Genomic DNA, 12,237 nt, shown 5'->3' with positions numbered 1-12,237 from the left:
CTGCCGGCGAGCCCCCATCTAGGCGACCTCATCCGCCGGTTCCGATGCGGTAGCCGACACCCCGGACGGTGCGGACGTAGCGCTGCGCGTCGGCCGTGTCGCCGAGCTTCTGCCGCACGTGCAGCACGTGGACGTCGACCAGGTGCTCGTCACCGACCCAGTTGTCGCCCCACACGGCCTCGATCAGGACGCGTCGGCTGAAGACGATGTGCGGGCTGCCGGCAAGCGCGGCCAGCACATTGAACTCTGTCCGAGTGAGCGGCACGGGGTCGCCGTCCAGGAGGACCTCGCGGCCGGGCAGGTCGATCGAGAGGGCGCCGATGCGCAGCGGCTCGCTCGCTGCTGTGGGGCCGTCGGCGGCGCGTCGCGGTCTGCGGAGCAGAGCGGCGATGCGTGCCTGTAGCTCGCGCGGGCTGAACGGCTTGGTCATGTAGTCATCGGCGCCGACCGACAGGCCGATCAAGGTGTCGATCTCCTCGCTGCGTGCGGTGAGCATCACCACGTAGCAGTCGGAGAACGTGCGCAGCTGGCGGCAGACCTCCACGCCGTCCATCCCGGGAAGTCCCAGGTCGAGCACCACGACGTCCGGATCGACCGAGCGGGCAGCGGTGAGGCCCTCGGGGCCGTCGTGGGCGAGGTGCACCTCGAAGCCGTCCCGTTCGAGGTAGCCGGCGACGAGCGCGGCCAAGGCCTTCTCGTCGTCAATCACTAGGGCGCGTCGGGGGGACGGCATCTGCTGGGCCATGGAGCCCATTGTGGACGGAGCCGTCGGCCGTCTCGCGGGACCACCTAGCCCGGCTCGACGTCTTCATCAAACGCTCATGAAACCGCGACGGCAGCACAGCACGAGTCAGAGACCGTGGAGCCAGCACCGCAGCCCATCACCCGTTGGAGACTCCGTGAACGACCAGACATCGACGCCACCGGTACCGGTAGTCGTCGTCCACGCCGAGGCGTGCCACCTCTGTGACGACGCCGTCGAGGCGCTCACCGAGCTGTCCCGGACGCTGCCCCTCGAGGTGCGGGTCGTCGAGCTGGAGTCCGCGGAGGGGGCGTCGCTGGTGGCTGTCCACCGTCCCGCGATGAACCCGCTCGTGCTAGTCGACGGCGCGTACTTCAGCGCCGGGCGGCTGCCGCGCAAGAAGCTGGCCAAGCTGCTCGAGCGGCGTACCTCCCAGCACAACTCATCCGCGGGGGCATGAGGTGGGCGCCGAGCTCTTGACCACGGGGAGCATCCTGGCCGCGTTCTTCGCCGGCGGTGTCGCGCTGTTCGCGCCGTGCTGCATCGTGTTCCTGGCACCCAGCTACCTGGCCGGAGCGATCAAGAACCGCCGGTGGCGCCTGCTGCCGCTGACCTTCATCTTCGCCGCGGGCCTCGCACTGGTGCTGGTGCCGATCACGCTCGGGATGAGCCTGCTCTCCGGTGCGATCGCGAGATACCACGGCCCGCTGTACTGGGCGGGCGGGCTGCTCATGATCGCCCTGGCTGTGCTCGCGCTGTCGGGGAAGATGTGGTCGCTGCCCAGCTTCCTGCGGGCCCCGGACACCAGCCGCGGCGACTCGGCCAGCTTCTTCGCGCTCGGTGTCTTCTCCGGCGTGGCCTCCAGCTGCTGCGCTCCCGTCCTCGCCGGTGTCATGACCCTGTCCGCGCTGTCCGGCTCCGCCATCGGCGGGCTGACGCTGGGACTGGCCTATGTGTTCGGCATGGTCTTCCCGCTCTTCGTGATGGCGCTGATCTGGGACAAGGCGAGGCTGGGGGAGCGCAAGCTCCTGCGCGCCAGGCTGGTGCGCATCCGCATCGCCGGCCGCGTCATCGTGACCAACACGCTGAACATCGCGGTGGCCGTCGGCTTCGTCGTGATGGGCGTGTTCATCATCGCCCTGGCCGGCGACGCGAACATGACCGGCGGCACGCAGGCCCAGGACACGGCCGCGAGCACGCTCACCGAGGTCTTCCTGGCGGTGCAGCGGTTCGTCAGCCCGGTCCCGGAACCCATCCTGGGGGCCGGGCTGTTGGCCCTCGCCGGCCTGTTCGTCGTGGCGATGCTCTCCGAACGTCGTCGCCGAGCCGGCCGAGCGCCCGACGGCGCCACGTCCCAGGTGCCACCTGAGCCCGTCGACGGGCACCCGTCGTTGGGCGATGCGGCGAACGACGCCGGAGTCCCGTCCTGTCACTCCACGCCCACCACCACGCCTACACAGCAAGGAACAGCGCGATGACCTCCGGAACCGCCAGCCGTCGCCAGGCCGAGCACCAGCAGAGGCTCGAGGAGCTCAGGCAGATCGAGGCCCGAACCAAGCGCCGCCGTCGACGCTTCGGCCTGGCCGCGTGGGCCGCAGGCTTCCTGGTCGTCGCGACGCTGGTCACTGTGGCGTTGCTCAGCTCCCGCCCGGTCGTCTCGGCGGAGACGCGCCAAGCTCCTGGGTTCACCCTCCCGACCTCGGACGGGCAGACGGTCTCCCTCTCATCATTCCTCGGTGAACCCGTGATCCTGTACTTCAACGAGGGTGCTGGGTGCGATGCGTGCCTGCAGCAGATGGCTGAGATCGAGAAGGAGCCCGGCTTCGCGGCGGCCGGCATCACCGTGCTGCCGATCGTCATGAACACCGCCGAGCAGATCAACGCCGATCGCGACCGGCTCGGCGTGGCCACCCCGTTCCTGCTGGACGACGGCAAGATCTCGAAGGCCTACGGAACCCTCGGCACCGGCATGCACGAGGGCCTTCCAGGCCACGGGTTCGTCCTCATCGACGCCGACGGCGTCCAGCAGTGGTACGGGAACTACCCCTCCATGTGGCTCGAGCCCAAGGAGCTGCTCGACGAGGCCACCAGCCGGCTCTAGGCAGCCCACCAGCCCAGGCCAGACCCCACCCATGAGACAACGGAGAAGTGACGATGACCGGTTGCTGCAAGGAGAACGGCACGGCCGACCAGTGCTGTCGCACTGAGTCCGCGGAGCGCGACCACGCCACGGCACCCGCACCGGAGGCCCACACGTGCGCCGGCGATCACCAGCTGGAGGTGGCCGAGCAACTGTGAGAGTGCACGGTGTGGCTAGGCCAGGGGATCGGGCCCCACGGTGACGGATTGATCTTGCTTCACCAGCCAAGACTCCAGGGCATCGTTGCCAATCAAGGCCCGGCCAGCCATAGCCGGCAGCTCACGCCGCCAGCACGGTGATGTCCGCGACGATGAACCGTGGCAACCTGACGGACTGCAGGCTGTTGTGGACACGGGCAAGCGAGGAGGCGCGACGACGTGCGCGTGACGACTGCCCGGGACGAATCCCGACCTCATCCGATCTGTGGATGCTGCGGGCAGCAGAGGCGCCGTCTGGCCGAGCTGGGGTCGGTGCCGGGGGTGTTCATCTGCCGGCGGTGTGCGGTGTGGGCCTGGCGGCGGGCGTCCCTCCGCTGACAGTCAGTCGGTCGTGATGACGTCGCAGACGCCGTCTTCGCGGCAGGTCGCGGGATTCAGCGTGGCGGCTCGGTCGCGGAGCCGGCGGACCTCGGCGCGGGTGGCCTGGAGTTCCGTGATGCGCTCGTCGAGTGCGGCAGCGTGCCGGTCGAGCAGTGCGGTGACGTGCCCGCACGGCGGTCCTTGACTTTCGCGGACAGTGATGACGGTCCGGATCTCGGCCAGGCTCAGCCCGGCTGCCTGCGCGGCGCGGACGAAGCGAAGCCGGACGAGCGCGGTCTCGTCGTAGTCGCGGTATCCCGATGCCGTCCGGGCCGGCCGCGGCAGTACCTGCGCTTGCTCGTAGAACCTCAGGGTCTTCGTCGTCATACCTGCCTGCCCCGCCAGCTCCCCGATCCGCATGCTTAAGGCTACGGCTTGACATTGCCGTGCGGTGGAACGTCTACGGTCCGTCGATGAGCATCGACGAGACGTGGGACCTGGTCGTCATCGGCAGCGGGGGCGCGGCGATGGCAGCTGGGATCGAGGCCAGGTCGCGTGGGAAGTCGGTCCTGCTGGTCGAGCACACAGCGCTGGGCGGTACGTGCCTGAACGTGGGATGTGTCCCGAGCAAAAACCTGCTCGCGGCCGCCGGACACCGGCACCGGGCGCTGGCGAACCCTTTCCCGAGCGTCCCGACCGACGCCGGGGGTGTGGACCTCGCAGCATTGATGACCCAGAAGCAGGAGTTGATCGACCGGCTCCGTCAGGCGAAGTACGCCGACGTGGCCGACGCGCACGGCTTCCCGGTCTGCTACGGACACGCTCAATTCGTCGACACGCAGACCCTGGAGGTCGACGGTGAGCGGGTTTTCGCCTGGGCGTACGTCGTGGCGACGGGCTCGGCGGCGCGCATCCCGGACCTGCCGGGCATGGGCGCGGTCGACCCGCTGACGAGCACTACCGCGATGGAGCTGCAGGACTTGCCATCCTCGATGGTGATCCTCGGCGGCGGGTACGTCGGGCTGGAGCAGGCCCAGCTCTGGTCGCACCTCGGTGTCGCTGTCACCCTGGTCGGCCGGCTCGCCCCATATGCAGAGCCCGAGGTCGCCGATGTGCTGCGGGCCGTCTTCGCGGACGACGGCATCACCGTCGTGGAGGAACGCGCGGTCGAGGTCGAATCGACCGCCAGCGGCGCCGTGGTGGTCCGGACCGAGCGAGGCGCGGAGGTGACCGGTCAGCGGCTGCTCGTGGCGACCGGCCGGTGCCCGAACACCGCCAGCCTCGGGCTTGACGCGGCCGGGGTCCAGACCGACGACCGCGGTTTCGTCACCGTCGACGAGCACCAGCGCACGAGCAACCCGCGAATCTTCGCCGCCGGCGACGTCACCGGTGCCCCCCAGTACGTCTACGTCGCTGCCCAGACCGGGCACGCGGCCGCCGCCGGAGCCCTCGGCCAGCCCACCGTCGTGAACTACCTCGGCCTGCCCGCGGTCACGTTCACAACCCCGCAACTCGCGTCCGCGGGACTCACAGAGCAGCAGGCACTGACCGCCGGGCACGTCTGCGACGTGCGCGTCCTCGACGCCAAGGACATCCCCAGGGCACTGGCCAACCGCGACACCCGCGGCGCCCTGAAGCTCGTCATCGACGCCACCACCCGCAAAGTCCTCGGGGTCCACGCCGCGCTCGACGGCGCTGGCGATGTCATGCTCGCCGCGACCTACGCGATCAAGTACGGCCTGACCGTCGACGACCTCGCCGATACCTGGGCCCCGTACCTGACGATGAGCGAGGCGGTGCGGATCTGCGCCGGGCTGTTCCGCAGTGACATGCCGACGAGCTGCTGCGCGTGAACGTGAGTAGCAAGTACCGACCAGCACGGAGTGACGGCGCCCGCCGAGCGATTCGCCGCAGTCCCAATCTGTGCTGCGCCGTCTCCTAGATCTTCACGGCATTCGCGAGCCCGTGGCTGGACGCGGGCAGATGTGGCCAGATCAAGCCGTCAGGGTGGGGCCGGTACGAGTTGGCAGGGTGACCGGAGCCGCCGTCTGCGGAACAGGTTGGCGGTGAGCACGAACCTGTCGCCTGACGGACGCCGACTTCATCAGATCTTTACGGTCCGCTGGGACGATTACTGCAGGCGCCCGCGTTATGACTGGTAGCAGATACCCCATAGGGGTATGCAAAAGCAGGCGAGCCGACGAGAGATGCGGGAGCGGTCATGAAGGTCGAGACGACAGTCCTGGAAGTGGGGGGCCTGCACTGGGCGACCTCCGAGCCGATCGTGGAACGCGCGTTAGCCCGGCGCCCCGGCGTCCTGAATGTGGAGGCCAACGCGCTGGCCCAGACCGCGAACGTTACCTACGACGCCGACCAGACCTCCCTGGCCCAGCTCGTCGGCTGGGTCACCGAGTGCGGCTACCACTGCGAGGGGCGCTCCGTCCCGCAGCACATCTGCGAGCCGATGGACGACCCGGCCAGTAGGACGCCCGCGTCCAGCGCTGATCACGCGGCGCCGTCCCACGACGACGGGCCCGCGCACGAGCACCACGGAGGCCACGGTGCGCCCGCGCCGATGTCGGCTCAGGACGCGATGGGCCACGGCGGTCACCACGGTGGCGGCTCGATGGCGGACATGGTCCGCGACATGCGCAACCGCTTCCTGGTCGCGCTGCTGCTGTCGATCCCGATCCTGCTGTGGTCGCCGATCGGTCGCGAGCTCATCGGGTTCTCGGCCGGCACCCCGTTCGGCCTGCGCGACGACGTGTTCAGCCTGCTGCTCTCGCTGCCGGTGATCTTCTACTCCGCGTGGATCTTCTTCGACGGCGCCTACCGGGCGCTGCGGGCGCGGACGCTGGACATGATGGTGCTGGTCGCCGTCGGTGTGGGCACCGGGTGGCTGTACAGCCTGTGGATCACCCTGACCGGCGGCGGTGAGGTCTTCTACGAGGCCGCCACGGTCCTGACGACCTTCGTCCTGCTGGGCCACTGGGTCGAGATGCGAGCCCGGGGCGGCGCGAACGACGCCGTCCGGACACTGCTCGAGCTCGCTCCCGACACAGCCGTCGTGCTGCGCGACGGATCCGAGGTCGAGGTCCCCACGGCTGACGTGGTCGTCGGAGACCTGGTCCTCGTGCGGCCCGGAGCGAAGGTCCCCGTGGACGCGGTCGTCGAGGTGGGGGAGTCCGAGGTCGACGAGTCGATGGTTACCGGAGAGAGCCTGCCGGTGCCGAAGGCTCCCGGGTCGCAGGTGATCGGTGCGTCGATCAACACCACCGGGGCCCTCCGCGTGCGGGCCGCCAAGGTCGGCTCGGACACCGCCCTGGCCCAGATCGTCGCCATGGTCCAGGAGGCGCAGAACTCCAAGGCGCCCGGCCAACGGCTCGCCGACCGCGCAGCGTTCTGGCTCGTGCTCGTCGCCCTCGTCGGCGGGACCGTTACCTTCCTCGCCTGGACCCTCGCCGGGGCCAGCGTGCCCACCGCGATGCTGTTCGCCATCACCGTGGTCGTGATCACCTGCCCCGACGCCCTGGGCCTTGCCACACCGACCGCCATCATGGTCGGCACCGGGCTGGGCGCCCGCCGCGGCGTCCTGTTCAAGAACGCGACCGCACTGGAGACCTCGGCACGCATCGACACCGTCGTGATGGACAAGACCGGCACCCTGACCAAGGGCGAGCCCGAGGTCACGGACCTGATCGTCGACCACCTGCCCGAGCTGGAGGTCCTCGCACTGGCGGCCGCCGTAGAACGCGAGTCGGAGCACCCACTGGCACGCGCCGTCGTCGAGCATGCCGTACACCTCGGTGCCGCGGTGCTCACCGCCGACGACTTCCGGAACGTCCCCGGTCACGGCGCCGGCGCCACGGTGAACGGTCACCGGGTGCTGGTCGGCAACCAGAGGCTGATGTCCGCCGAGGCTGTGACGCTCGGGGAACTGTCCGCACGGCGCGACGAGCTCGCGCAGTCGGGCAGGACCGCCGTGCTCGTCGCGGTCGACGGACGACTGGTCGGCGTCATCGCACTGGCCGACGCCGTCCGCGAGACCGCCGCCGCAGCCGTGGCCGCCTTGCACGAGGCGCGCATCGAGGTGGTCATGCTGACCGGCGACAACGAAGCGACCGCCCGCCGCATCGCCGGCCAGCTCGGCATCGACACCGTCGTGGCCGAAGTGCTGCCGGGGGACAAGGCGGACCAGGTCGCCCGCCTGCAGGCCGATGGACGCAAGGTCGCGATGGTGGGCGACGGCGTCAACGACGCCCCCGCCCTGGCCAGGGCCGACCTCGGGATCGCCATCGGCGCCGGCACGGACGTCGCGATCGAGACCGCGGACGTCGTCCTGATGCGATCCGACCCGCTCGACGTGGCGATCGCGCTGCGGATCGGCAGGGGCACGTTGCGCAAGATGCGGCAGAACCTGGGCTGGGCGATCGGCTACAACGCGCTCGCGCTCCCCATCGCCGCAGGCGTGCTCTACCCGTCGCTCGGGGTGTCGTTGAGCCCCGAGATTGCCGCCCTGACGATGTCCGGATCTTCGGTGATCGTCGCCGTCAACGCCCTGCTGCTCAAGCGGCTGCCCCTCCCCGCGGCACCGGGGACCCGCGAGCTCACGCCCACGATCGTGAAGGAAGCAGTCAGCGGGGGAGCAGGACGGTAAAGGTGCTCCCCTTGCCGGGGCCAGGGCTCGCGGCGGTGATCGTGCCCCCGTGGGCGTGGGCCAGGGCGAGGGAGATGGCCAGTCCGATGCCCGAACCGCCGTGCCCGCGATCGCGGGCCGTGTCGACCCGGTAGAAGCGCTCGAAGACGTGCGGGAGATGTTCGCTGGCTATCCCGTCGCCCGTGTCGGTCACGGAGAAGCGGACCCCGCCGTCCGACGTACGCCCCGCAGCGACCGTCACACGCCCGCCCGCGGGCGTGTGACGGATCGCGTTGCTCACGAGGTTGTCGAGGACCTGAGCCATGCGCAGCGGGTCGACCTCCAGCCCAGGCAGGTCCTGCTGAACATCCCCTTCCAGATGGACTGCGCTCTCAGCGGCCCTCTCGCGGCCGGCACCCACAGCGGAGCTGACCAGGTCGGCGGGCGCGGTTGCGCGGACCTCGAGCTCCAGGTCACCGCTCTCGGCCTGGGTGACCGCGGCCAGGTCTTCGGAGATCCGAGTCAGACGCAAGGCCTGCTCCCGAAGCAGCTCGATAGTCGTGGCATCGAGAGGGCGAACGCCGTCCTCCACCGCCTCGAGGTAGGCCGTGATCGTGGCGACCGGGGTGCGTACCTCGTGCGCCACATCAGCCAACAGGCGTTCACGCAGTCGATCGCTGTCCTGGAGCCGCTCGGCCATGTGGTTGAAAGAGACGGCGACCTCGTCGAGCTCCGGCCCCATCTCCGGTGGTGCGACTCGGGCGTCGTACCGACCAGAGCCGACGCGTGCCGCCGCGTCCGACAGCGACGACAGAGACCGGCCGATCCGGCGCGTGAAGACCAGACTGACCGCGATCGATGCGAGAGCGGCCGCTGCGATGGCGACGGCGAGTGCGATGGCGCTGGCGTATCGAAACGCCTCCTCCGCGTGCAGGATCGCTTCGTCCTGGTCCCGCAGGTCGGCGTGCATCAGGTGCTCGTGGAACAGAGGAGGGCCGACGAGGGCGACGACCGTGGCCGCCGTGAGCGCACCGACCGTGAGGACGAGCACGCTTCCGACCTGGAGGCGAGTGGCCAGGCTCCACCGAGCCGCCCGGCGCGGGACCTCGCGATTCATGTGCCCGCACCGATGCGGTAACCAACGCCGCGGACCGTGCGGATGAACCGTTGTCGCTCCGCCTGGCCGCCCAGCTTCTTGCGGACGTGGAGCACGTGCACGTCGACCAGGTGCTCGTCGCCCACCCACCCGGGGCCCCAGACCTCGTCGATCAGCGACCTCCTGCTCAACACGGTCTTCGGGCGGCGCGCGAGGGCCGCGAGCACGTCGAACTCCGTGCGCGTCAACAGGATCTGCTCGGTGCCGACGCGAACCTCGCGGCTCTCCGGATCGAGGGTGAGCGATCCGATCACGATGACGGGGGACGCCTCGATGACGGGCGCCGGAGCGCGGCGAGGCCGTCGCAGGAGAGTGTTCGCTCGCGCCACGAGCTCGCGGGGGCTGAACGGTTTGGTCATGTAGTCGTCCGCCCCGACCCTGAGCCCTCGCAGCGTGTCGACCTCCTTGGCGCGCGCGGTCAGCATGATGACGTAGCAGTCCGAGAACGTCCGCAGCTGCCGGCACACCTCGACACCGTCCAGACCCGGGAGGCCCAGGTCGAGGACGACCAGATCCGGGTCGACCTCGCGCAGCAGTGGGACAGCCTCGGCCCCGTCGTGGACCTGGTGCACCTCAAAGCCGTCGCGCTCCAGGTAGCCGGCGATGACGTTGGCGAGCGGCTCTTCGTCGTCGACGACGACGGCGCGACGTAGTGCCACGCTCGGTGCTGGGCTGATCACCAGGCCCATTGTTACGGAGCGCACACCTCGATCGTCGACCTTCATCAAACCTTGATGCAACGACGACCCTAGCGACAGCGTCACGAGCCAAGGTAGATGGCCTACACGCTCGCAACCGCTCGAGGGAGACCAGACAGATGAACCCGATGCGCCGTCGAATGACCGCCGCCGCCACAGCCGTCGCCCTAGCCATCACCCTGGCGGCCTGCTCCAACAGCGCGGACTCGGGCGACGCCCCGACCACGGGAGAGAGCTCGCAGAGCGCGGCGGCGACCCACAACGACGCCGACACCCAGTTTGCGCAGCTGATGATCGTCCACCACCAGGGCGCCATCGAGATGGCTGGCCTCGCCGTCGAACGAGCCTCGACCCCCGAGGTGAAGGCTCTTGCCGAGCGAATCCAGGCCGCACAGGGCCCCGAGATCGACCTGATGACCGGCTGGCTCACCAGCTGGGGCGAAGAGTCCGGGCACGACATGGGCATGGGCGGCATGGACATGGGCGGGATGGACATGGATGGCATGAGCCAGGACGAGGTCATGGAGGAGCTCGACGCACTCGAGGGTGCCGAGTTCGACCGGGCGTTCCTTGAGCGCATGGTGGCGCACCACCGCGGCGCCATCGAGATGTCCGAGCAGGAGAAGGCCGAGGGCTCGAACCCCGACGCGATGTCCCTTGCCGGCACGATCATCGACGCCCAGACAGCGGAGATCACCGAGATGCAGAACCTGCTGGCCGGTCTCTGAACCGAGTTCGGGACGTTCGTCCCTACGTGGACAGGTCGGGCCGGCGCAGCGTGAAACGGGGAGGTCGGTGCTCGCGCCTGGCCTCACGACCGAGAGGTGGTTCGTCATGATGTGGTGGGGACACGGCGGATGGGGCGCTGGTGGTTGGGTGACGATGGCGCTGATGATGCTGGTCTTCTGGGGCTTGGTCGCGGCGCTCGTCGTCTGGATCGTGCGCAGCGCCTCCGGCACCCAGCAGGTTCCGGGGGGCTCTGATCGCACGCTCCCGAGTCCCGACAGCGTGCTTGCGGACCGGTTCGCTCGCGGTGAGATCGACGAAGCCGAGTTCACCAGCCGGCGAGCCGCGCTGCATGGACCGGGGAAGCAACAGCCGCGGGATCAGTGACAGAGCGAACCCGGCCGAGCCGGGGCGTCTCAGAACCGCCCACGGCGCTGTGCAGCAGATGGACCAGACCGCTCAAGACCCATCGAGTGCTTCGTCTGTCACCGCCGTCTGACCCGAACCCCGGCCCGTAGCTCCTCCGAACGAACGGAGACGCCTGCCATGCCCACCCCATCGCCGACTTTCCGAGTCAGCCGAGGTGCCCTGTCGACGGCTGCCATCGTGCTGGTTCTGGCCGGTTGCTCGGAACCCCTACCCGGGCAGGCTGGGAGCACGGCGCAAGCATCGGGCGGGCAAGGCCTGCCCAGCGAGCACGTGCATGGCATTGCGTTCAACCCCGCCGACGACAAGGTGTACCTGGCCACCCACGATGGACTGTTCCGCTATGACGACGCCGGGCCCGCCCGAGTTGGCCCCGTGATCGACCTGATGGGCTTCACCGCCGCAGGCCCCGACCACTTCTACTCCTCCGGCCACCCAGGGGCTGGCGTGGATATGGCCAACCCGGTCGGACTGATCGAGTCCACCGACGCCGGCGAGACGTGGTCGACCCTCTCGCGCGAAGGTCAGACCGATTTCCACAGCCTCACTGCGTCTGACGCTGGCATCATCGGCTTCGACGGAGCCGCAGTGCTCGGTACGCCCGACGGGCAGGCCTGGACAAGCCTGGAACCTCCCGTTGCCACCTTCGCCCTCGCGGCCTCGCCGGACGGCACGACGCTGCTGGTCACAAGCCAGTCTGGGCCTGCACGTTCCACCGACGGCGGCAACACATGGAACGTCGTCGCGAAATCGCCGCTGCTGCAGCTCGCATTCTTCCCCGACGACCAGACCGTCGTCGGGGTCGCACCTGATGGCGGCGTCTTTCTCAGCACCGACGCGGGAGCGACCTGGGTCCAGAGCGGGACTGTAGGACAAGCACCCCAAGCAGTCACTGCCCGCGCCCAGCCCGATGGCCAGCTCGAGATCCTTGTCGTCATCGAAGGCGCTCTCCTGCGATCCGTCGATAGCGGATCCACGTTCACCGACTGACTCACGCACGCCGAGCAGTCCGTCCTCGCCCCCCACAGCCAGAGACTGAGCGCTGTCGGGCTATGTCGCCGGCAACCGACGGAAGAGGCCTCTTGAGCGCGAACAGGGTCAGACCCGAGGATTTCTGACGCTCGCGGACTGTCGGTTCGTCCAATTCCGATGAAGGTTTCATGAAGTCAGGCAGGTGAAGGCCGGACCCGACCGG

General features: G+C 69.3%; 12 protein-coding genes. 8 read left to right on the top strand and 4 right to left on the bottom strand.

Annotation, left to right across the window (positions count from 1 at the left end):
- Positions 1 to 28: 28 nt before the first annotated feature.
- Positions 29 to 754 carry a response regulator transcription factor gene (locus tag ACO06A_RS02370; RefSeq protein ID WP_175346895.1) on the bottom strand — a complete coding sequence of 242 codons (726 nt, stop codon included), beginning with the start codon at positions 752 to 754 and terminating at the stop codon, positions 29 to 31.
- Between the two features lie 145 nt (positions 755 to 899).
- Between ACO06A_RS02370 and ACO06A_RS02365 the strand changes: the two genes are divergently transcribed.
- From ACO06A_RS02365 to ACO06A_RS02355, 3 genes are read left to right on the top strand one after another with little or no spacing between them, the layout of a single operon-like run.
- Positions 900 to 1,202 (top strand): glutaredoxin, encoded by a 303-nt coding sequence (locus tag ACO06A_RS02365; protein WP_421734519.1) that lies wholly within the window; start codon positions 900 to 902, stop codon positions 1,200 to 1,202.
- A gap of 16 nt (positions 1,203 to 1,218) precedes the next feature.
- Entirely contained in the window at positions 1,219 to 2,220 is a 1,002-nt protein-coding gene (locus ACO06A_RS02360) for a cytochrome c biogenesis CcdA family protein (RefSeq protein ID WP_210767781.1), read from the top strand.
- Complete coding sequence (locus tag ACO06A_RS02355; protein ID WP_175346898.1) at positions 2,217 to 2,843, top strand: peroxiredoxin family protein; 627 nt, start codon at positions 2,217 to 2,219, stop codon at positions 2,841 to 2,843. Before ACO06A_RS02360 ends, ACO06A_RS02355 begins: the two co-directional genes overlap by 4 nt.
- Before the next feature lie 578 nt (positions 2,844 to 3,421).
- Here ACO06A_RS02355 and ACO06A_RS02350 read toward each other — a convergent pair.
- Complete coding sequence (locus tag ACO06A_RS02350; RefSeq protein WP_421734518.1) at positions 3,422 to 3,787, bottom strand: MerR family DNA-binding protein; 366 nt, start codon at positions 3,785 to 3,787, stop codon at positions 3,422 to 3,424.
- An 86-nt stretch (positions 3,788 to 3,873) separates the two neighbouring features.
- Here ACO06A_RS02350 and merA point away from each other — a divergent pair, with 86 nt between their 5' ends.
- Both merA and ACO06A_RS02340 read left to right on the top strand, forming a co-directional pair.
- On the top strand, positions 3,874 to 5,253 hold the full coding sequence (gene merA / locus ACO06A_RS02345; protein ID WP_175346899.1) for a mercury(II) reductase: 1,380 nt from the start codon (positions 3,874 to 3,876) through the stop codon (positions 5,251 to 5,253).
- A gap of 368 nt (positions 5,254 to 5,621) precedes the next feature.
- Entirely contained in the window at positions 5,622 to 8,057 is a 2,436-nt protein-coding gene (locus ACO06A_RS02340; RefSeq protein ID WP_421734517.1) for a heavy metal translocating P-type ATPase, read from the top strand.
- On the opposite strand, the gene ACO06A_RS02335 is transcribed toward ACO06A_RS02340, so the two are convergent.
- Together ACO06A_RS02335 and ACO06A_RS02330 are read right to left on the bottom strand one after the other, a co-directional pair.
- Positions 8,035 to 9,087 carry a sensor histidine kinase gene (locus ACO06A_RS02335; protein WP_343047916.1) on the bottom strand — a complete coding sequence of 351 codons (1,053 nt, stop codon included), beginning with the start codon at positions 9,085 to 9,087 and terminating at the stop codon, positions 8,035 to 8,037. The genes ACO06A_RS02340 and ACO06A_RS02335 overlap by 23 nt on opposite strands.
- A 62-nt stretch (positions 9,088 to 9,149) precedes the next feature.
- The gene (locus tag ACO06A_RS02330) at positions 9,150 to 9,869 is read right to left on the bottom strand and encodes a response regulator (protein ID WP_421736002.1); all 720 of its coding nucleotides are present in this window, start codon (positions 9,867 to 9,869) and stop codon (positions 9,150 to 9,152) included.
- Positions 9,870 to 10,009: 140 nt separating this feature from the next.
- Here ACO06A_RS02330 and ACO06A_RS02325 point away from each other — a divergent pair, with 140 nt between their 5' ends.
- The 3 genes from ACO06A_RS02325 (at position 10,010) to ACO06A_RS02315 (ending at position 12,032) form a co-directional block, all read left to right on the top strand.
- The gene (locus ACO06A_RS02325) at positions 10,010 to 10,618 is read left to right on the top strand and encodes a DUF305 domain-containing protein (RefSeq protein ID WP_175345762.1); all 609 of its coding nucleotides are present in this window, start codon (positions 10,010 to 10,012) and stop codon (positions 10,616 to 10,618) included.
- Between the two features lie 154 nt (positions 10,619 to 10,772).
- Positions 10,773 to 11,003 carry an SHOCT domain-containing protein gene (locus ACO06A_RS02320; RefSeq protein ID WP_246280387.1) on the top strand — a complete coding sequence of 77 codons (231 nt, stop codon included), beginning with the start codon at positions 10,773 to 10,775 and terminating at the stop codon, positions 11,001 to 11,003.
- A 219-nt stretch (positions 11,004 to 11,222) separates the two neighbouring features.
- A complete protein-coding gene (locus tag ACO06A_RS02315; RefSeq protein ID WP_343047915.1) occupies positions 11,223 to 12,032 on the top strand; it encodes a F510_1955 family glycosylhydrolase in 810 nt (269 codons plus the stop codon).
- Positions 12,033 to 12,237 lie beyond the last annotated feature (205 nt).

This window comes from Cellulomonas sp. (assembly GCF_965229465.1).
Classification (GTDB): Bacteria; Actinomycetota; Actinomycetes; order Actinomycetales; family Cellulomonadaceae; genus Cellulomonas.
The sequence above is the reverse complement of the archived record's forward strand: the minus strand, read 5'-3'. Positions and strand labels throughout refer to the sequence as shown.